Source organism: Saccharospirillaceae bacterium (genome assembly GCA_022448365.1).
GTDB lineage: Bacteria > Pseudomonadota > Gammaproteobacteria > Pseudomonadales > Oceanobacteraceae > Bacterioplanoides.
In genome coordinates, this window is sequence record JAKVCS010000004.1 from 368,856 (window position 1) to 389,847 (window position 20,992).

Consider the following 20,992-nt stretch of genomic DNA (forward strand, 5'->3'; position numbering starts at 1 on the left):
TCGAAACCCATAAAAAAGAATAGCATCACCGGCGTCCACCATTTTTGTGACAAATTCATTGGGTTCTATATAGGCCATACCATCACTCCACTTTAGTAATGAAAGTGGAGTGATTGCAATGGCAGTGCCGGAAAAATATGTAATTTATAAATTATTGATTTATTGATATAAGAATATGCTTGTCAGCAATGCGGCGGTTAAAGTCATAGAAATAATGGGCAATGCTGGAGCAGATCTTTAATGATGCACCGATTAAATTTTTCTCTGTAGTGCTTTAATACTAGTATATGAGTGATCATCCTAGATTTTTTAGAGCGTGAAATTAAAAGGTTAGGGGATGCCAAAAAATGCAGATTGAAATAGAGATTTCCGACACTCAGCGGTTTTAATAGAACCGAAGGTATCGGAAATATTTACGACATAACCATTATCCAGCCTTCCAGGTTACGCGTTGTTTTTCTGCTTATCGCTATCACTCGATTGACGTTAAGAAGTCCTGGTATTTCTCCGCAGCAGTGGCGGCTTTTTCCACCATAGGCATGTGACCAATTCCAGGCCAGATTTCGGTTTGAAGGTGTTTTATGCCTGCTTGCCATACCGGTACCGAGCTGACGTGTAGCAGGCGGTCTTTATCGCCCCACCATAACAGCGCAGGTGCTGTTAACTGGTTAAGCTTCGCTTCCAGATAATCGGAAGAATGGAAGTCATGAAAGATTTTCTCTAACTGATCGTGGCGGTCGATGTAACTCTGGCCAATGGCTTCCAGAACGATATCTGGCAAATAAGGCGGTTGTGCCATGGTCATGGCGTAAAAGTCATCGAACTCGGCTCGGTTCTTTATCAGAAAAGGATTGTTGCCTTTTTCCAGCATTTTCATCATGTCACTGGCTTGTGGTGGAATGACACCAGCCGGATCGACCATCGTGGCTGACAGCACGCGTTGTGGGTAATCGATGGCGAAGGTAGCGGTCAAAAAGCCTCCCATGGAATTACCAATGACATGGGCCTGCTCAATGTTCAATCGGTCAAGCAGGGTAGCCAGGCGTTTTGCCTGGGTTGGCATGCTGTAATCCCATTGTGGCTGATACGGCGAGTCACCGTGACCCGCCATATCGGGAATAATCACTTGATAGTCGTCAACAAAGTGCTTGGCAAACCTGGCCCATACGTCTTTATCTGCGCTATAGCCGTGTAGCATAACAATGGTCGGTTTGGTTTCTGCATCAGGGGTTTTATACAACGCCAGTGACATCTCACCAATATCAATCTGATCTTGCTCAAAGCCGTATAGAGAGGCTTCCAGATCGGTCACATTGGTGTAAAGCCAGTGGCCGACCTGAGCGTATTGACCGCGAACCAGGCCAAATACAAACGCCAGCAGCATTGCCGTGAACAGCAGCGGGGTAGTTTTCATAACGGGGTCCTTGCAGGGTTTTTATTATTGGTTGTGATTTATACATATCTGAAGATAACTGTCGTCACTTTATAAAGACGGTGAAAGGCGGTCAACTTTTCTTACGGTGAATTCCGGACAATATCTCTACGATTATTTCGGTATCTGAGGCTTCCGTTCAGCGTAGCGGACCTTTGTTATCGCTATCGTATTGAGAATCATTGTTAAAAACCTTTTGTTGTTATAGTATAACGTTTTGAGCTACAGACCAGAGGTATAAGTTATGAAGCCAGGTATCCACCCTGAATATCGAGATGTGTTGTTTCACGATACGACGATTGACCAGTATTTTATTATTGGTTCAACCGTTCAAACCAATCGTACTGAGGAGTATCAGGGGAAAACTTACCCTTACATGACGATTGAAGTGTCCAGTGCTTCTCACCCTTTTTATACTGGCAAGCAGCGTACTGCTCAGACAGACGGCCAGATTGCTAAGTTTAATAAACGTTTTAAGCGTCCTGCTAAATAATGACCTGGCACCGGGCAACGCTTTGCCCGGTGCTCGCGTTTGTTGTCACTCGCCGTTTCTGGTTGGTCAGTGTTCAAGTAGCGTTTTCTATTTCATCAACAGGCTCACGCCAGATATCAGCAACATCCCCCGACACATCAGCATAAAGTTATCCTGAGAAATTAATTTCTGGATACGGTAGCCGAGGCTAACCCCCAGTAATGCAAAAGGAATCAGGACTGCGCTGGTGGTTAACAGTTCAGCAGACCAGCTGCCATTAATTGTGTACGGAATCAATTTACTGAAATTGATCATGGCAAAGAAAATAGCGGCCTGACCTAGCCATTGTTGTTTCTCAAGCTGTTGCGCCAGAAAATAAATACTGATGGGCGGTCCTCCGGCATGCAGCAATGTACTGGTGATGCCTGCCAGTGTGCCCCAAATCATGGCAGACCCCGGCAGTTTCGCCAGCATCGGTGCCAGTTGATTCCAAAGTGCAAAGCTGATGCACAGAATTGCCAGAATCCATTGCAGACTTTCGGTTGGCAGTGACCCCATTGCGCTGCCGGCAATAATGACGCCTAACAGTCCGGCGATAACGATGGTGGCAATTGAGCGATAACTTTTAATGGCATGGCGATACATGCTGATGGTGCGTACATCCATAATCAGTAACAGTGGCAGCATCAGTGCCGCTGCTTCCGGTACTGAGATAACCAATGCCAGTAGTGGCACTGCTACAACCCCAGCACCACCGGCCAGTCCGGATTTTGAAATCCCGGTGAAAATGACACCAATAATGGCAAGCAGCCAGAAGATCGGGTCGGTACTCAACATATATTCAGTTATCCTGCTGTTAATAAAGTAGTTGTATCCATCACTGGCGAACAGCTCGGCCACTCGCGCTGCGGTTATTCGGTGATGGGCAGATCAAACCATAATGCAATCAGTGGTTCTTGGGCATTGAGTTGCAGCGATTCTTCGAAGGCTCCCAAGGCATCTCCGGCCATCAACTGATGATCGTTTATGTTCACGCTACCTTCAATTAAATGAAAATATCCCGGGCGTTGCAGAGTATCCAGTTGCAGTGATTCACCGCGATTCAACGCAACACGATAAAGGCTGACATCCTGTTGTATGGACAATGAGCCGTCAGACCCATCGGGTGTGACCAGCGGTGTCAGCTTACCCCTTTGTTCAATTTTTTGTTGCTGATAGCCCGGTGTGATACCGAGTTTGTTTGGTTGAATCCAAATCTGTAGAAAACGCAGATTGTGTTGTTTTGAGTGATTAAATTCAGAGTGAGTAACACCCGTTCCCGCGCTCATTCTCTGAACGTCTCCGGCAGGGACAATATAACTATGTCCCATGCTGTCTTTGTGTTCGATAGCGCCTTCCAGTACGTAGGAAATAATTTCCATATCGCGGTGGCCGTGGGTATCGAAACCGGCTCCCGGTGCCACGCTATCGTCGTTAATAACGCGTAGCGCAGAAAATCCCATATGTTTGGGGTCGTAATAGTGACCAAAAGAAAACGAATGTTGGCTGTTAAGCCAGCCAAAGTTTGCACGACCACGTGCATTGCCGGGACGAAAATACAACATAATAACTACCTCACTGAATGGGTGATGTTTATGTTAATGGCAAGGGTTCAGATAAAAAATTGCAAAGAATGGGCACTATGATCCAGTATTTTCGATTGATACCTGCTGCCGATGTCAATCATCCGATATCGGCATATCAAGAGTCAGCAATCGCAGCTCGCCGATAAACTCACGAGCTGCCGGCCCTAACTTGTCCTTATCCTGATAATTCAGGTAAAAGCTGGTACTGCGAAATTCCCCTTCAGTTAATGGCAAACGTTTTAGTAAACCTTGCTCTAAGACATCTTTAACCAGAGGAAAGGGCAGCCAGGCAAATCCCAGATTCTGACTGATTAAATCGAATGACGCGCGCAAACTGCCTACGGTCCAGCGTTGCTCAGAACCCTGCCAGCCAGATGAGCGTCTGTTTTCGCTGGCGGAGTCGCGGGTAATAATCTGACGATAAGATTTTAAATCTTCATGGCTGAGCGGGCGATTAAACTGATGCAGTGGGTGATCTTTGTGAGCAACGGCAACAAATTCTAAAGTACAGATTTCTTCGTTAAGGCCGGACGGCATCTGGAAACCGGATAATCCGATATCGGCTTTACGGTTCTGTATGAGTTCGTTGGTACCTGACAACACCGTATCAATGATATCAATACGGATCTGAGGGAATAACGACGATACTTTTTCCAGCGCGCAGTACACAATGGTTTGCGGAAAGGCACCATCGACGGCAATACGTAATTCTGATTCCACCCCTGAGCTGACCGAAGCCGCAACCGCCTCGATACGGGATACTTCGTCGAGTAGATACTCGCCCCGGCGCAACAGCAATTTTCCGGCTTCAGTTAACAGCGTTTTCCGTCCTTCAACTTCGAACAGCTTTACCGCCAGTGCCTCTTCGAGTTTGCTCACTGCATGGTGAATACTTGACTGGCTTTTGTGTACCTTACTTGCCGCCTGGTTAAAGCCGCCGGCATCAACGACGGCCTTAAACATACGCCATTGTTCGAGTGTGGTCTTTTGCATAAAAGGCGCCCTGCGGTTTTAAATCGGAAAAAGCTCTGCTCGGTTGTGTGGTGATAAATAATTAATATCCGGACCAACCGGTACCACCTGGGTCGGGTTAATCATGGTATGGCTGAAATAGTAGTGGCGCTTGATGTGGTAGAAATCCACCGTGTCTGCCACGCCTGGCCATTGAAAGAGCTCACGCACATAGTTAGAGATATGTGGGTAATCTTCCAATCGCTGACGATTGGTTTTGAAGTGACCATGGTATACCGCGTCGAAGCGAATCAGGGTGGTGAATAATCGCCAGTCTGCCTCGCTTATTTGATTCGACACCAGATAGCGCTGTTTACCAAGGATGGTTTCTACGTCATCCAGAGCTACAAATAATTTGTTGTAGGCATTTTCATAAGCCTCCTGAGTGGTGGCAAAGCCACAACGGTACACACCGTTGTTAATATTTTCATACACCCGCTCATTGAGTGAATCGATATCGGTGCGCAGCGCCTGCGGGTAAAAGTCCTGAGTGTCGCCAGTCAGTTGATTAAATGCCGAATTAAACATGCGGATAATCTCAGATGATTCGTTACTGACGATACGATTTTGCTGTTTATCCCATAAAACCGGTACCGTCACCCGACCGGTGTAGTCAGCTTTGTTGCGGCTGTAAATCTGGTGCATGTAGTCGGCGTTGAATAGCGTATCACCGCTGCTGCCTTTGGCTGCGTCATCGTTTAATTGTTCAAATGTCCACCCCTGATCCAGCATATCCGGGCTGACAACCGATACGCTGATGTGTGTTTCCAGCTGCTTCAGTTTACGAAAGATCAGGGTGCGATGAGCCCAGGGACAAGCGAGCGAAACATACAGGTGGTAACGACCAGACTCTGCGTTGAATCCCGCTTCACCGCTTGGCCCGGCTTTGCCATCTTCGGTAACCCAGTTACGTAACTGCGCAGCCTCGCGCTGGAAAGCGCCACCGGATTCCTCTGTCTTATACCATTTGTCGTGCCATTGGCCATTTACTAGCAGTCCCATAGGAGCCTCGTCTGACTGATTAAAGGCAAATTTGCCTGTGATATGTTCAGTGTATGTGTTTTCTATAGAATGAAAACGACAAATAAACGAGCTATTTGTTCTATAAAATAGAATGATAGGCCCAGTAGACATCTGTTTGAATAGAAACATGCGATTTGCCCGGGTCTACTGTTAAATTTTGCCCAGAGAGAGTGTTGTGAGCCGTAAGGTATTGATGTTATATCAACAATTTTCAGCGTATCAGGTTGTTACCGAGCAACGGCGAAAACCGCTTCAGGAGTACAAAAGATGACGGGTTATTTTATTCAGGCTTTTATCTTCCTGTTTGCTGCCGTGGTGATGGTGCCATTGGCCAGGCGGCTCGGTTTAGGCTCGGTACTCGGGTATTTAATTGCCGGCGTTATTATCGGCCCGGTAACCGGTCTGGTGGGCCAGGAGACCAATACCATTCAGCATTTTGCTGAATTTGGTGTGGTGATGATGTTATTTCTGGTCGGGCTGGAGTTACAGCCTTCGATGCTGTGGCAGATGCGTCATCGATTATTAGGGTTAGGTGGTCTGCAGGTTGGTTTAACCGCACTGTCAGTAACGGGTATTGCGTTACTGTTGGGACAGAGCTGGACTATTTCACTGGCTATTGGCTTGATATTTTCCTTGTCCTCTACGGCAATTGTGTTACAGACATTTAACGAAAAAGGTCTGACCAAAACGGAAGGCGGTAATCGGGCTTTTTCGGTGCTGCTGTTTCAGGATATTGCCGTCATTCCTATGTTAGCGTTAATGCCTTTATTGGCACTTCCTGAGCTACAATCCGCTGAATCTGTTGCCGTTGGCCACCATGAAGAAATCAGTTTGGTGGCGCATTTGCCCGGTTGGGCAACCGGTTTGGTGGTATTCGCCACGATTATTGGACTGGCATTGGCTGGCCATTATTTGAGCCGCCCATTATTTCGTTACGTGGCCGATTCTGGGTTGCGTGAAGCCTTTATGGCAGCGGCTCTGATGCTGGTTATCGGTATTGCGGCATTAATGGGGTTGGTGGGATTGTCTCCGGCGTTGGGGACTTTTCTTGCCGGCGTGGTGTTGTCCAACAGCGAGTTTCGTCATGAACTGGAAGCCAATATTGAACCGTTTAAAGGGTTATTGTTAGGACTGTTTTTTATTACCGTCGGCGCTGGAGTGAATTTTACCGTATTAGGTGATCATTTCACGACCATCATTACTCTTACGTTGGGATTAATGCTGCTGAAAGCGGCCGTATTGCTGGTTCTTGCATGGATCTTTAAAGTGCATGCCGGAGATCGTTGGTTATTTACGTTAAGCCTGGCTCAGGCGGGTGAATTTGGATTTGTATTATTGACGTATGCAGTGAGTCATAGCGTATTGCCAACGGCATTGGCGCAGTTATTGTCGCTGGTGGTTGCGTTATCCATGTTTCTAACCCCGGCCTTGTTTATTGTGCTGGAGAAGATAATTTTTCCGCGTTATGAGCAGCAACAACAGTCACGAGATACGGACGAAATTGATGAGCATGGCCGTGTGATAATTGCCGGGATCGGGCGTTTTGGTCAGATTGTGAATCGATTGCTGGTGGCAAATGGTGTTCCGACGGTGGTACTTGATCATCAGGCGGCTCAGGTTGATCGGTTGCGGTCCGTCAATATCAAGAGCTTTTATGGTGATGCCAGTCGTACGGATTTGTTGCATGCGGCAGGTATCGACGAGGCTGAATTACTGGTGGTGGCAATCGATGATAAAGACCGCGCTCTGACGTTGGTGAAGCAAGTGAAGCATAAGTTTCCGCACGTCGGTATTCTTGCTCGTGCTTATGACCGTGGTCATCACTATGAACTGTTGGATGCTGGCGCGGACTACGTCATCAGTGAAACCTATAAATCAGCGTTGGAACTCGGTGGCGAAGTGTTGCAGCGTTTGGGTCAGCAGCCGGTTCAGGCTGAGCAGACCAAGCAGCACTTTTGTTGTCTGGAAAGCAAACACTTTGACGCCTTGTTTAACAGCTGGCGCCACGAAGGCGAAGAGCGTGAATTCAGCGATCACTACCGTTCGTTATTTATGCAGATGGAAGGCAAAATTCTATCGGCCATGCGCGATGCTCGGGAAGATAAACGCAGCGCGGATGACGGTGGCTGAATACAACCAAAGGACGACTTGGATGTTTTTAAGGTCTGAGCGTTGGCAGAGAACCGGGTGCGATTTCCTTCGTTACCCGGTTGTCTGCTGCCAACTTGCCAGCCTGGCCTGTTGCTTTATACAACCACTTCAGTCGACGTATCGATATTGCCGCGGGTCGCATTCGAATACGGGCACACCTGGTGAGCGTCTTCTGCCAGTTTTTCAGCCGCTGCTTTGTCCATGCCGGGTAACGCAACAATCAGGTCTGCGCTGATGTTGAAGCCAATGCCACGTGGGTTTTCGCCGATACCTATGGTTGCAGTAACCTGCATCCCCGCCGGCAACTTCAGTTTTTGTTGCGAGGCAACAAACTGCAAAGCACCGATATAGCAGGCGGAATAACCGGCAGCGAATAGCTGCTCCGGGTTAGTGCCTTCTCCGCCAGCGCCTCCCAACTCTTTAGGGGTGCTCAGGTCGAGTGTGAAGTTACCGTCTTCAGAAACGGAGCTGCCGCTGCGTCCACCGGTTGAAGTCATTGTGGTCTTGTAAATAGCTTGCATGTGATCACCATTGTTTTATCAATAATAGTTATTGCGATAACTATTTGGTTCAAATAAAGGCGTCATCGAATACAAGCGATGACGCCAAAACTGCCATTAAGTTATCGCGATAACTATTATTGTGCAAGTACTATTACGCTAAATTATTTTTCAGTCTGTTCAGGTTGTCGCGTAAGTCAGCCAGATCACAAACAGGTAGGTCGCAGGCTTCAACAATACACTGGTTAATGCGGAGGCACTTCTGGCGCAGCTTTTTTCCGGCGGCTGTCAATTCAATGCTCAGGGAACGATCGTCCTCCTTACCACGAACCCGCCGAATCAGGCCATCGACTTCCATACGTTTAATTACCGGCGTCAATGAGCCGGATTTCTGGCCCAGGCGATCAGCAATGTGTTTCAGTGGAACACCGTCGTTTTCCCACAAAATCATCATGATGGTGTATTGCGGATACGTCAGGCCAACAGGTGCCAGAAGCTCTTTGTACATTTGCGTCATGGCCAGCGAAGTGGAGTACAACGCGAAGCACAGCTGGTTGTCGAGGGCTAATGGGTTATCTGGGGATTTGGCCATAATATGTTCAGGAATGATTATTGCGATAGCTAAAGTGTACTGAAGTTTTATCTTTCACGCACAAAAAAGCCGCCGGGTGAAACCGCGGCGGCCAGAAAATCTCAGGGTTTAATCTATCGGTCTTCGTAACGTTGGTGCTTGAAGAATACGCCACCGTCACCAAAAGCAGAGGTTGTCATATCTGAGGTCAAGCGCAGCGTACCAACTTTTACAGCACTGTTGCGACGCTCGCGAGCATAACGTTTATTACGGCTACTGAACCAGCTGGTACGGATGGCTTTATCCGTTGCATATACATCGTACAAAGCAGTCCCTGATTCGAGTGTGATCAGATCATCACGAAAATCATGAGCACTGTTGCTGAAACGATCACGCACACCGGCCGTCGGGACAAAGTAAATCTGGGTCGGCGCTTTAGCGTTCGACTCTACTTGTCCATCGGCACGGGTTGCAGCCAGGTTTTCGGTCATCAGGCGGGTTGGTTTGGTGCTCACCAAGGAGAACAGAATGGTGCTTCCCAGTGTATCGTTTGCTTCGGTTGCCACATATTGCGACAGCTCGTTAGCAAAAAAGTCGTGGTTATCGCCTTGTCCGGACAGTGTATACAGCGCAGATACATTACTGGACTCTTTACCATCAATAAATGTTTTCCAGGCCAGACCCGGTGCAAATCCCCGATCGGCTGGATCGCCAGTAAGAGACAGTCTTACGAGTCCACAGTCAGCGCCTTTAAACACACCGGTGTAAGGGTGATTATTGCTCGATTCAAACGACACAGTCGCCATCGCACCATAGGGATGGATTGGTTTTTTATAGCCCAGCGGAGCAACATCGGTATTTAACCGGACTTTTTTCCACAGCACCGAATTTATTAATCCCCCGATATCAACAGGCTCTAACGCTGGTCGCTCGTCAGGCTGGTATTGGCTCTGCACAACACCATTTTGCCAGAGTAAAGTTTGCTTATCGCAAGCGGCCATTTGTTGATAGTTTTCTGGGATTTTCAAACCCCATGGTTTGAAGGCGTTTTCGATACCGGTAAGGCTGACCGTCAGCTCAGGGAAATGACGCTCTAATACGTGTTTCATATCATTGTCTTCCACCCAATCAATACCTTCCTGGGTGTATATTTCTGCGCGATAGTCAGACGTATAGAAACGGTCGGTCATTAAGCGACGGGAAGCGTTCAGAATGAAAATCTGGAAGGCTGTTTCGCCAAACGCAAAACCTTCCGGGCGAACCGTTTCAGCCAATTGTCCGACCAGCGCATCGATTTTCTCGATGTCGTTGTCGTACAGGCGTTTCAGCCCTGCCAGAGTGGTTGCATCGGTGGTCAGGTCTTCAAATTTATTAATGGGTTTCAGGCCAATCTGACGACGAAATTCGTTGTAGCGTGGAACACCACGTTCGCGGTCACGCAGGATATCAATGGTTGCCAGGTCAAGGTCATCAGCAAAAGGAATGGTTAAATTACGCAGGAATTCCGGGTAGTTATTCAGGGTTAAAGCGCCAGGATAGGTGGTCCCGAATGAATACCATAAACGCTCACCACCTTCATCACTGAGGATATCTTCAGCATCACCATCTCGTGTTTCCATCATCGGGATTCGACGAGCCACCTCCGATGAACCGATATCGTATACTTCAACATCATCACGTAATAACGGATGAAGACGATAAACAGCGGTAAATTCCTCGGTCAGTGTGTAATCGACACCAGCATTGTAGGATTCGCGTGTACCTACCAGGCCACCTAAGGCAAAATCGATAAAGTTCGGATCATCCAGTTTATCGATTAAATCCGGACGACTGGCTAACAGCGCTTTTAATAGCGGAGAATTACTCAGGCCGCTGGATAAGCCATCCAGTACTTTCTGAACCGCGTCACGGCTTTCACGATTATCGGTCAGGCCATACCAGTTAGCGCGCATTGCCCGTTCGGTTACCGGGTTTGCAATAATCGCCGGAGTCCATTCAATGGTATGTATTTTTGCCATCAGGGCGGCATTAATCAGGCGGGCTTTGTCGTATAACCACTGGTCGCTGCGTCCCGGATTATTTTCCTTCAGCATGTCAGCAATGGCGTTGTGTTCCAGCGTGAACAGCTGATGCAGCATCGACAAACCCAGCCACCAGTTTTTGTTAAAACCCGTGACCGGCACGCCACTCCAATATTCCGTTGGCAGACTACCGTCGGCATTAACGGCGAGCTTCCCATCCTCGAACGAACGAACTTTATCATTAGTTGCTTTGTCACTGCCGTAGAGCTGTGATCCATCCCACCAGTGGGTGTTTATGTTGCGATAGGTGGCGGGCAGTGTGGCGTCTTCTTCTGCCGTTCTGTCATTGTCGGCGATGGTACGTTTGACGCTCATCACACCGGGTCCCAGAGGATCATCCGCTGGTCGTGATATCAGTATCGGATCGTCATCCTGGCCATCACCGTGGTCAATCCAGTCATGGACCATGAACTGAATCCAGGCTGCTGCAATAAAGTTGATACTGGTTGCCGGCTTAAACTCCTCACGTGCCATCAGTACATTCGATACTTCACGTGGGTTGGGTGATAGCAGAGTATCCGCTTCGGTTTCACCGTAGGCTGCTTCGAGTTTGACGTTACGACCGAAACGGCGATTTACGGAACCTTCGGCTGGATTGTCCAGAATGTTACATGTACCGTCTTCGGTACGGGCGCCGAGGCTGCGTTCATCACAAACGATTGTGGTGTTGGCCTGACTGAGATCCTCTGTCGCAATCAGGTTATTGTCCTGTAGCTCCTGGCGTTCAAAAGCAAGAATTAGCAGGCCTGCTACAACCCCAAGGCTGCCGCCGACCTTGGCCAGTGTTGGCCAGGTTACCCAAACGGAAGTGCTCATGCGTGATCCTCTTTGTGTTTATTGTTAGAGGTTCGGCAGGCTAGAGCAAAGTGAGTAATCTGCCTCCCCCCCCAAGGGAGGGGGAGAGGGGCTTTCAAAAATGCGGTGGGGGTGTGTTAGATTTTGCTACCACACAATCTAATAATCAAAAAATCTGTGTGTTATAAAGACAAGGAAAAGGTCTCAGAAAGTGACCCCAAAAATAATAAAAGCATCAGTGATGATCCTGGTTGCCGGGCCAGGATTCGGAAAAACAACCGTATTACAAAAAGCAATTGCCAGCTGGAACATGCGTGATGATCATGCTCAGGCGATCGTGCACTGCACTGAAAAAGACAGCTATCCGTTGTTAGAAAAGCAGATAGCCGGGCAGTTGCGCTCTGCTGGTGAGCGGAATGCAGAAAGACCGGAAGCGATATTTATCAATAATGCTCATTTACTGGCTGTTGATGATGAGTCGCGTCTTTTGAATACACTGCTTGGCCGTATGCGAGCTGGCGATGAGCTGTGGCTGGCTTCGCGACGAATGCCCGCAGTGTCGTTTGTGCGCTGGCATTACAGTCATAGTATTACCGTGAAGCAGGAAGCCGATCTGATGTCTGCGACTGACGGTTGCTGGCCAGCGATCCACATGATGAAAGGTAACAGTTGGCATCAGGGTGCTCTGGATTCTCAGGTACGGCAATACCTTCAGCAGGAATTTCTACAGACACTGAATGAAGAGGATATCGAGCTGTTGGCGCAGCTGAGTTTATTCGAAGAAATTAATAGTTATCTTTGGCGCAAACTGAATTTAACGCGTGCTGACTTATTCGATGTTTGGCAGAAGTATCGGTTTTTATATCCCCCCGAAGAACAAAGCGACCGCTATGTCTGGATTCCGGAAGTTCGGAAAGTACTGCAGCAGTATCCGGTTGCGCCGGACCAGAAAAAACGATTGTTGGAAAAAGCATGTGATTATTGGCTGAGGCACGGTTGTTTTCAGCTATTAATAGATAGTTTCTATGACGATAGTGAATCCTATTTGTCCGATGAGAAGATCATTATTCCTCTGGTGATCGCACTGATTTTTACCCGAAGGTTTTACCAGGCGCGATTTGTTCTCGAGCAAATGGAGGAGCTTCCCAGTAACAGGCGTATCCAGAATATAATCGACGTGCTCAGTATGACCCTGGCTCTTTTTACAACGAATGAGGGAGATCAGGCAGATAAGTTAATGACACTGGATAACAGCTTTTCAGGCAACAATGTGATTGTTTGCCTTGGCAAATTACTGGCTGCATATCGGGCATTTTATCAAAGCGACTTAAACGACGCTGCCAATCAGGCTCGTGATGCATTGTTTTATATGAATGAACATCAGCAAGTCTATCTGTCGAGCCTCACAGAAATGTTGTTGATTGCCTGTGATAAGTATCGGGGTTATACCATTCAGGCAGCACAGCAATTGGTACTTGGTTTTAATAACAAACGGCCCAATCCCGAGGATCCGGGCTGGCAAAACTATGCCGCTGGAATGCTGATCTTTTATTACGAAAAAAATGATCTCATTCAGGCAAGACTGATGTGTGAACAGGTTATTCCCTATATGAATAATGCTTGTTCAACCGAGGTGATAGTGCACTTTTATCTGTACTATTCCAGAATTCTCGAGTTGTTTGATGAACAGGAGGAAAGCTTCGAGTATCTGATTCGATTGCAGCGCTTTCTATCCCTGGGAAACTATCCGAGGTATCAGGGGAAAATGGTCGCTGAACGCATGCGACAAGCCGTGCGAAAAAATGACAGAAAATCGATGAACTACTTACGTGATAAATTTGATATCGATGACACTTTGACGCATAAATCTCACAATATGCTACTTGATGTACGTGACTATTTATCACAAGCAAAGGCGATGCAGCTGATGTTCGACCAACAGTATGACGCCGTGATCGCATTGTTGATCCCATTGCGTGATAGCTTACTGAAGAGCGATTTTCATGAGCGAGCACTGGTGGCCGAAGCTCAGATTGTGGTTGCTTATTGGCTTAAGGGAGAGCAACGGGTAGCTGCCGATCAGCTGGCGGAGGCCATTAATTTTTATGGTTGGTTACTGTTTAATCGTGGTCTGCTGGATGAAGCGCCGGGCGTTGTTCCGGTTATGTTACATCTGATAGAAAGTCGTCGGGTCAAACCGACTTCTGTCTACCTTAAATTGTTCGAGTCTTTGCTTAATCAGCCCGATCCGACTTGTGCCGGGGTAAACGTGCAGAAATTTGAATCACTAACAACCAAAGAACAGCAAGTTATGGCATCACTGGCCGATGGACTGAGCAATCAGAACATCGCCAGACATCTGAAGGTGGCACCAGCAACAGTGAAGTGGCATCTGAAGAACATCTATCGCAAACTGGAGCTGGAGAATCGTTCCTCAGCCATTGCGTTTATGCACAAAGTACAGCCCGTTGCCTGAGTGGGGTACTGTGCCATCAACGTCAGTGTATGACGCCGCTGAGTGATGACTTTCACCCTAACTGCGATGCACTTGATATCCGACGAGCTGCTGGGGGTCATGCTGGTTATTTGGTGTGAGTATCCTAAACTCGTTGTGAGGTTGCCTGTTTGGTTTGTTTGTATATTCACCGTAGGTAGTTGTTAATGTTGCCAGGTTCAACGAGTGCAGTGATGGTGCCCCCATGACAATAGTTCTATCTGACGACACCGCTGTCGCCGAGGCCATCCTCAATGAACGCGCTCTGTTGGACTGCAACCAGGCCTATGTTTCACTGTTTGACGCCTCTTCCAAAGACGACCTTCGCGGCACGCATCCGTCGCAACTATCGCCTGAATACCAGGTCAGCGGCGAGGTATCCAGTGAGCTGGCCAGTCGTTATATCACCGAATGTTTCGAGCAGGGACATCGAGAGTTCGATTGGGTACATACCATGGTAACCGGCAGCTTATTCAGCTGTCGGGTCGAATTACGGTTAATTGAAAACAACACGCTACTGGCGCGACTGCTTGAGCCGCGCATCTCCCTCGGTGAGAGCAACCAGGATTCAAAAGTCTCAGCGATAAGTCCTGAACAGGGGATGGCATTTCGCGAGAGCTATAACTTACTCCACCAGCACAAGCGTGCAATTGATGTCAGTGCTATTGTTTCAAAAACGGATACCCACGGTAACATTACTTATGTTAACAACATGTTCTGTGACGTATCGGGCTATAGCCATAACGAATTGCTGGGTGAGAATCATAATATCGTTAACCATCCGGGTATGCCGAAAGAGGTATTTGCTGATTTGTGGCGCACCATACGTTCGGGCAAGGTCTGGCATGGTGTTATCCTCAATCGCCGTAAAGATGGCTCAAATTATTATGTGTCTTCGACGATCTCGCCCATTCGTGGCAGCAATGGCGAGATCATAGAGTACATCGCAATTCGCCACGATATTACCGGCCTTTATGAAAAAGATCGGATAATCCAGATTCAGACAACCGATATCGAAACCGGTTTGCCCAACCGGGTGCAGTTTAATGACGATTTACGTCGTCGTTCCGGTGCCTGGATTGCCGTATTGTCATTTGCTGAAATCGAAGGTGTTCAGCAAATTTATGGTGATATTGAATATGAGAGTTTTATCAAAAATCTGACGTCGATGCTAACGGAATATTCCACTAATATCGCCCGTGTTTATCGTACTTCAGAATCCTATTTCGCACTGATTTGTGAATCCGATTGCGAACAGAAAACGTTTGTTGAAAACTGTGAAAAAATTGTAGAGAAAATTCTGGAACAACCCATGGTGCTGGCAGATAATAAAATTTATTTGTCTGTCAAAGTGGGTGTCGCAGAAAATGATCAGCCAGAGAAGACCTATGGTCATGCCTGTCTGGCGATGAATTCAGCTTATCAGGATCAGGATAGTATCGGTATCTACCATCAGGGTACCAAAGAATATCAGCGTCTGAGTAATGCCATCTATTGGGCGGGTAAATTGAAAAGCGCGATTTCTCGCGGACGGATTCAAATTTATGGACAAGGTATTTTTTGCGCCGATGGCAAGCGTTATTCCACCGAAGTTCTGATGCGCTATCAGTCGGGTTATGAATGTGTATCCCCCATAGTTTTCCTTGATTACGCTAAATCAGCGGGTATTTACAGTTCGTTAACCCATGAAGTTATTCGCCAGTCATTCAACTACTTTAAAGATTCGGGTCAGCGTTTCTCAATTAATCTGGATCGGGAAGATCTGTTTAATAAAACCACCCGCGGTATCCTTCTGGATCATGTGCGTGACAGCGGTTGTGGCGATCAATTGACACTGGAACTACTGGAATCTTCTGGTGTGGATTTCTCGAATACGGTAGTGAAAAATTTCATTGCAGAACTCAAGTCACTCAATTGTCAGATTGCAATTGATGACTTTGGCAGTGGCTATTCAAATTTCGATTACCTGGCAACCACCGATGTCGATCTGATTAAAATAGACGGCTCATTAATTCGCGATATTTTACAAAATAAGAAGCATCACCTGATTGTCCAATCGATTGTGACCTTGTGTAAGTCATTGGACATTCCGGTCGTTGCCGAATTCTCTGCCGAGAAAGATATTATCGATCTTCTGATTGAATTTGGTGTTGACTATTTTCAGGGGTATTACTTCGAAAAGCCGGTACCACTAACGTGATGAGCCATGTTTTTCCTCGTTCGCCTTATAAAAAACCCCGCTGAGATAAGCGGGGTTCTTCGTCTAAGGTAAGACAACAATATGGGTTACGGAGCAATTTTCTTCTTTAGTGCCCGTGTCAGCGGCAGTGGTAAACCTGGTAAAGATTTCAGTACCCAGGGCAGTACCTTGCGTTTAGTGCCATTCAGAGATTCCGGCACCATGACTTCAATCAGGTTTGGACCTTTGTGATTTAACGCATATTTCAACGCTTTATTCAGCTCGTCTGCCGTGGTGACACGGGTTCCGTGTACCCCCATTCCCTGAGCAAGTTGTGCGAAGTTCAGGTGAGCACCTTTCAAATCCAGCTGTGACTTGGCTTTTTCACCAATGGAATCGGCTCCCACACGTTCCAGCTCAATGTTCAGTACCGAATAGGAAGCATTGTGAAAAATAATACTGGTTACGTTCAGGTTTTCTGCTGCCATGGTCCACAGTGCCTGATTGGTGTACATAGCGGTGCCATCGCCAATCAGTGCAATGACCGGGCGATCCGGACAAGCGATGGCGGCACCAATCGAGTTTGGTAGACCCTGACCAATAGCACCGCCGGTTAAGGTGATCATATCGTGACGTGGAGCACCAGCTGTCATGGCGTTTAACATCAGTCCTGAAGTAATTGCTTCGTCAACGATAATGGTGTCTTCCGACATAAAGTGACCAACCGCTTTACACACTTTTTCGGCGGTTAATTTCCCGCGAGGGCGACCTGGACGACTGGCTTCCTGCAGAGCAGGCTTGGTGTCATTGGCGTCCAGAGCACACACCAGTTTATTCAGGCTTTTGGTTGTGTCCTGTTCTTCGGAAGCCAGTTCAAATACGTTACAACCGTCCGGTACCAGGTAGCTCTTTTTGTTTGGATAAGCAAAGAATGAAACCGGAGGTTTAGCATCTACGGTGATCAGATTTTTAATATCCGCCAGCTGTACGCCAACCAGTTCGGCCAGATAAGCAATTCGTTCAACCGGTGGTAAACCTGCACCACGCTCGATGCGGGTCGGGAAGGTTTCCGCAAATAATTTCACACCATGTTTGGCAGCGACTTTGGCCGCTTCGATCAGGCTTGGCTCACGTAAGGCACGACCCCCCAGCAACATTGCTGTCTTTTTACCAGACTTAATGGCTTTGGCAATTTCTTCAATAATTGCGTCGTCGGCAACCGGTGCCGCAGGAATGGCGGGCACGGTGGCAGGCTTAGCGCCTTCGCCCCAAGACACATCAGCGGGCAGAATCAGGGTCGAAATTTTATTCGGGAATGTTCGTGCTGCTGTTAACGCATCAGCTGCGTCACTGCACAGACCCTCTGTACTTTGTGATGTACGCACAAATTCCGGTGATACATTACGGGCGACGGTTTCGATATCCGACTGTAATTGTGCATCGTATTTCACATGGTAAGTCGCATGATCACCAACGATATTAATCATTGGCACTTTACCTTTACGGGCATTGTGCAGGTTTGCCAGGCCATTCCCCAGACCGCAGCCGAGGTGTAACAACGTTGCAGCCGGTTTGCCCGCCATACGAGCGTAACCATCGGCAGCACCGGTTGCCACACCTTCAAACAAAGCTAATACTGCGCGCATTTTTGGCTCGCTATCGAGTGCCGCAACAAAATGCATTTCACTGGTGCCCGGGTTACTGAAGCAGACTTCCACGCCGGCATCGACCAGGGTTTTCATCAGTGCCTGTGCGCCGTTCATCTTTTTGCTCATTATTTTTCTCCAGAAAATTTCTGCTGAGTCGCTGCTGTCAGCAACCGTTTTTATTTTTAAGTTCTGTTGTTCAGCTACGGCCGTTAATCGATCGGGCTGCTGCTCGCGCTGTTAAGATGCAGCCCGGCAGGAAGGTGCCCTCAAGAGAGCGCTTACCGTTTGAGCCACCGCCACCAAAACCTGCAGCTTCTCCGACACAGTACAAACCGTTAACCGGATGGTTGTCGTTACCCAGCACTTTGCAATCCAGATCGGTACGTAATCCGCCGAGACTTTTACGGGTAATTAATTGCATACGAATAGCGATGTACGGACCTGCGCCGGGTTTTTGCAGTGGTGCTGGTTTACAGGTACGCAATTTATCCGGCCCCCATTGGCGTGCATGCAAAATACGACGAATCTGGTCGTCGTTTTCCAGTTGGTTACCTTTAGCGAAGTTTGCGTCAAAGTCATCGGCCGTTTGTTGTAGCTGTTCAGCGCTGACATCGTGAGTGCAGGTTAATGCATTCATCTTTTGCGCCAGTTCTTCAAGGGTATCCGCCACCAGGAAATCATCACTTTCGGTTGCCATCTGTTTAACCAGACGATGATTGCCGAGTAGCGTTTCTTTCAAAAACATCAGAAATTGTTTATCGCGGATACGCTGATTGTGCTCCGCACCGGAAATCGCAAATTCTTTTGCTGCGATACGCCAGTTCAGTAAATGCCAGCTCCAGGGTTTTTCCTGCTCGGCAACACGCTGACATAAAATATGGGTATCGAACCCGGTAACCATAGGTTCAGGCCCAATACGTTCACCTTTATGGTTTAACCAAAGCGCCGATTTACAGGGAATGGTGGATAAGCCATGCCCGGAAAAATGCGGATAAGGATGTCGGAAGCCCGCCGCATAATTCCACATTTCACCGGCATTAACGATATGACCACCTAAACGACTTTCTACTTCTCGGTGCATATTGCCATCCGCAAAAGGATGAGCGCCGTTCAGCATGGTGTCTGGAATGGCGCGATCCGCTGGCCAGTTTTTGCGTACTTCATCGTGACTACCGTTAATACCGCCAGTTGCCAGCACCACGGTGCCGGCACGAAATTCGATGGTTTCTCCAGTGGCATCGTTGGTGCCAGTGGCGCCGGTTACGCTATTGCCTTCTTTAATCAGGCTGGTGATGCTGTGATTGTGCAGCAAGGTTAATTTGCCGTCCCTGTTGGCGGCATGCATGGCAGCAATCATGGTGCGGGTTAGTTCACGCGAAGTGCCCCAGACGACGTGGTAACGCGGCACACTATTGCCATCACCGTTTAAGCCACGTTCTACCCAGTTGACGGCTGGAGCGAATTTGATGCCTTCCTTGCTCAGCCAGTCATGGACTTCGCTGCAGGAATTTTCAACGTAGTATTTAGCCCAGGCTACTGAGTGTTCGTCGGTTTCGTCCAGTTCGCCAAAGCGAATCCAGTCGCGCAGCGCTCGTTCCGGGTTATCCGGAATCCCCATTTTCTTCTGCAGCGGCGTACCGACCAAGGCCATGCCGCCAAAGGCCCATAGTGCTAAACCACCGAGACGCTCCGGAGTATCGCGATCGACCAGAGTGACACTCTTACCAGCACGCAGCAGCTCGAGAGTCGTAACGATACCAGCGATGCCACCACCCACGACCAATACATCCGTAGTCTGAACCTGGGGAGAAAGTGCATTAACCATATAGACAGTCCTTGCGTGATTATTGTTATGAGTCCACAGCTTACGGTATTGATGCAATGAAATATTGACCAGAGGGGACGGAAATTTTGACTCTGAGGGACTGAAAGTCTGTCACTATCGGCCAGCCAATAAAAAACCCCCGACGTTTTCACGTCGGGGGTTTTCTGTGTGGTGGAGATGGGGGGATTTGAACCCCCGTCCGCCAATCCTCCACTAGAGAATCTACATGCTTAGCCGTCTCTATTCATTTAACTCATCACGACCCGAGGGGCAGGGTGTTTAGAGCTGTCTCGATTAAAGTTTGACCCGTTGGACTACGAGCGAAGTCCGCGAGGCGAGGCTATAAGACGATGCCACCGTCCCCCGGCTATAGCCACCCGAGTTCTGGTGTAAGCGGGCTTATGCCGCTAGTGCGTAGTTTTCGTCGTTTGCGACTATAACTAATGTACAGCGTTTATTTACGAGATCACCGTACGCTCTCGACATGCATCCATAGCTTTGTAATCAACGTCGAATCCTAATCATCCCCGAATTCTTGTGCTTACCAGCATGGTGTCATCAGTCTCTGACCTGATGACTTACTACTTAAATGGTATCGAGCCTGAAAAATTCAACCCACAATCCAGTCAGTAGTGAAAAACGCCTTGAATATTAGCACGTTAGCGTACCGAATGCTTCATCAGACGTTCTTTTTGTTTATTCCAGTCTTTATCTTTGGTGGCAGCACGTTTGTCATGGTTCTGCTTGCCTTTGGCCAGTGCGACTTCCGCTTTGACGTTTGGGCCTTTCCAATACAGTGCCGTACACACGCAGGTATGACCTTTCGCTGCGATCTTCTGTTGCAGACGATCCAGCTCTTTGCGGTGCATCAGTAGTTTGCGTTCACGACGTGGTTCGCAAATCACATGAGTCGACGCTTCTTTTAGCGGCGTGATTAATGCACCGGTCAGCCAGGCCTCACCTTTATGGAAAACAATGTAGCTATCGACTAGCTGAACTTTGCCCTGGCGCAGGGATTTTACTTCCCAGCCTGTCAGGGCAATGCCGGCTTCGAGTTTGTCTTCGATGAAGTAATCGTGGCGGGCTTTCTTGTTGAGGGCAATGGTATTGCCGCTCGGCTTTGATTTCTTTTTGCTCATAGCGGTGGAGTATAAACGAGGAAGGGCTGGCTGATAACCATCCTG

General features: G+C 48.1%; 15 protein-coding genes and 1 other RNA gene. 4 read left to right on the forward strand and 12 right to left on the reverse strand.

Features of this window, described 5'->3' with window-relative positions; translation table 11 throughout:
* Positions 1-472: 472 nt before the first annotated feature.
* Entirely contained in the window at positions 473-1,414 is a 942-nt protein-coding gene (locus MK185_12845) for an alpha/beta hydrolase (GenBank protein ID MCH2041513.1), read from the reverse strand.
* 262 nt (positions 1,415-1,676) lie between these two features.
* On the opposite strand from MK185_12845, the gene MK185_12850 reads away from it, so the two are divergent.
* Positions 1,677-1,925, forward strand: a complete 249-nt coding sequence (locus MK185_12850) for a type B 50S ribosomal protein L31 (GenBank protein ID MCH2041514.1) — start codon at positions 1,677-1,679, stop codon at positions 1,923-1,925.
* Positions 1,926-2,012: 87 nt separating this feature from the next.
* Here the strand turns inward: MK185_12850 and MK185_12855 are convergent, their stop codons facing one another.
* The 4 genes from MK185_12855 to MK185_12870 form a co-directional block, all read right to left on the reverse strand.
* Positions 2,013-2,804 (reverse strand): sulfite exporter TauE/SafE family protein, encoded by a 792-nt coding sequence (locus tag MK185_12855; GenBank protein ID MCH2041515.1) that lies wholly within the window; start codon positions 2,802-2,804, stop codon positions 2,013-2,015.
* An 11-nt stretch (positions 2,805-2,815) separates the two neighbouring features.
* Entirely contained in the window at positions 2,816-3,508 is a 693-nt protein-coding gene (locus MK185_12860; protein ID MCH2041516.1) for a pirin family protein, read from the reverse strand.
* A gap of 114 nt (positions 3,509-3,622) precedes the next feature.
* Complete coding sequence (locus tag MK185_12865) at positions 3,623-4,522, reverse strand: LysR family transcriptional regulator (protein ID MCH2041517.1); 900 nt, start codon at positions 4,520-4,522, stop codon at positions 3,623-3,625.
* An 18-nt stretch (positions 4,523-4,540) separates the two neighbouring features.
* A complete protein-coding gene (locus tag MK185_12870) occupies positions 4,541-5,542 on the reverse strand; it encodes a glutathione S-transferase family protein (protein ID MCH2041518.1) in 1,002 nt (333 codons plus the stop codon).
* Between the two features lie 288 nt (positions 5,543-5,830).
* Between MK185_12870 and MK185_12875 the strand changes: the two genes are divergently transcribed.
* Positions 5,831-7,693 carry a monovalent cation:proton antiporter-2 (CPA2) family protein gene (locus MK185_12875; GenBank protein MCH2041519.1) on the forward strand — a complete coding sequence of 621 codons (1,863 nt, stop codon included), beginning with the start codon at positions 5,831-5,833 and terminating at the stop codon, positions 7,691-7,693.
* A 116-nt stretch (positions 7,694-7,809) separates the two neighbouring features.
* On the opposite strand, the gene MK185_12880 is transcribed toward MK185_12875, so the two are convergent.
* The 3 genes from MK185_12880 to MK185_12890 form a co-directional block, all read right to left on the reverse strand.
* The gene (locus tag MK185_12880; protein ID MCH2041520.1) at positions 7,810-8,235 is read right to left on the reverse strand and encodes an organic hydroperoxide resistance protein; all 426 of its coding nucleotides are present in this window, start codon (positions 8,233-8,235) and stop codon (positions 7,810-7,812) included.
* A 133-nt stretch (positions 8,236-8,368) separates the two neighbouring features.
* Positions 8,369-8,806 carry a MarR family transcriptional regulator gene (locus MK185_12885; GenBank protein ID MCH2041521.1) on the reverse strand — a complete coding sequence of 146 codons (438 nt, stop codon included), beginning with the start codon at positions 8,804-8,806 and terminating at the stop codon, positions 8,369-8,371.
* A 113-nt stretch (positions 8,807-8,919) separates the two neighbouring features.
* Positions 8,920-11,682 (reverse strand): peroxidase, encoded by a 2,763-nt coding sequence (locus tag MK185_12890; protein ID MCH2041522.1) that lies wholly within the window; start codon positions 11,680-11,682, stop codon positions 8,920-8,922.
* A 190-nt stretch (positions 11,683-11,872) separates the two neighbouring features.
* Between MK185_12890 and MK185_12895 the strand changes: the two genes are divergently transcribed.
* Positions 11,873-14,137 (forward strand): LuxR C-terminal-related transcriptional regulator, encoded by a 2,265-nt coding sequence (locus MK185_12895; GenBank protein MCH2041523.1) that lies wholly within the window; start codon positions 11,873-11,875, stop codon positions 14,135-14,137.
* Positions 14,138-14,360: 223 nt separating this feature from the next.
* Positions 14,361-16,355 carry an EAL domain-containing protein gene (locus tag MK185_12900; protein ID MCH2041524.1) on the forward strand — a complete coding sequence of 665 codons (1,995 nt, stop codon included), beginning with the start codon at positions 14,361-14,363 and terminating at the stop codon, positions 16,353-16,355.
* Positions 16,356-16,441: 86 nt separating this feature from the next.
* On the opposite strand, the gene MK185_12905 is transcribed toward MK185_12900, so the two are convergent.
* The 4 genes from MK185_12905 to smpB form a co-directional block, all read right to left on the reverse strand.
* The gene (locus tag MK185_12905; protein MCH2041525.1) at positions 16,442-18,109 is read right to left on the reverse strand and encodes an acetolactate synthase large subunit; all 1,668 of its coding nucleotides are present in this window, start codon (positions 18,107-18,109) and stop codon (positions 16,442-16,444) included.
* A gap of 70 nt (positions 18,110-18,179) precedes the next feature.
* Entirely contained in the window at positions 18,180-19,808 is a 1,629-nt protein-coding gene (locus MK185_12910; protein MCH2041526.1) for an FAD-binding dehydrogenase, read from the reverse strand.
* 169 nt (positions 19,809-19,977) lie between these two features.
* Positions 19,978-20,337, reverse strand: a transfer-messenger RNA (tmRNA) gene (ssrA, locus tag MK185_12915).
* Between the two features lie 130 nt (positions 20,338-20,467).
* Entirely contained in the window at positions 20,468-20,947 is a 480-nt protein-coding gene (gene smpB, locus MK185_12920; protein MCH2041527.1) for an SsrA-binding protein SmpB, read from the reverse strand.
* Positions 20,948-20,992: the final 45 nt, after the last annotated feature.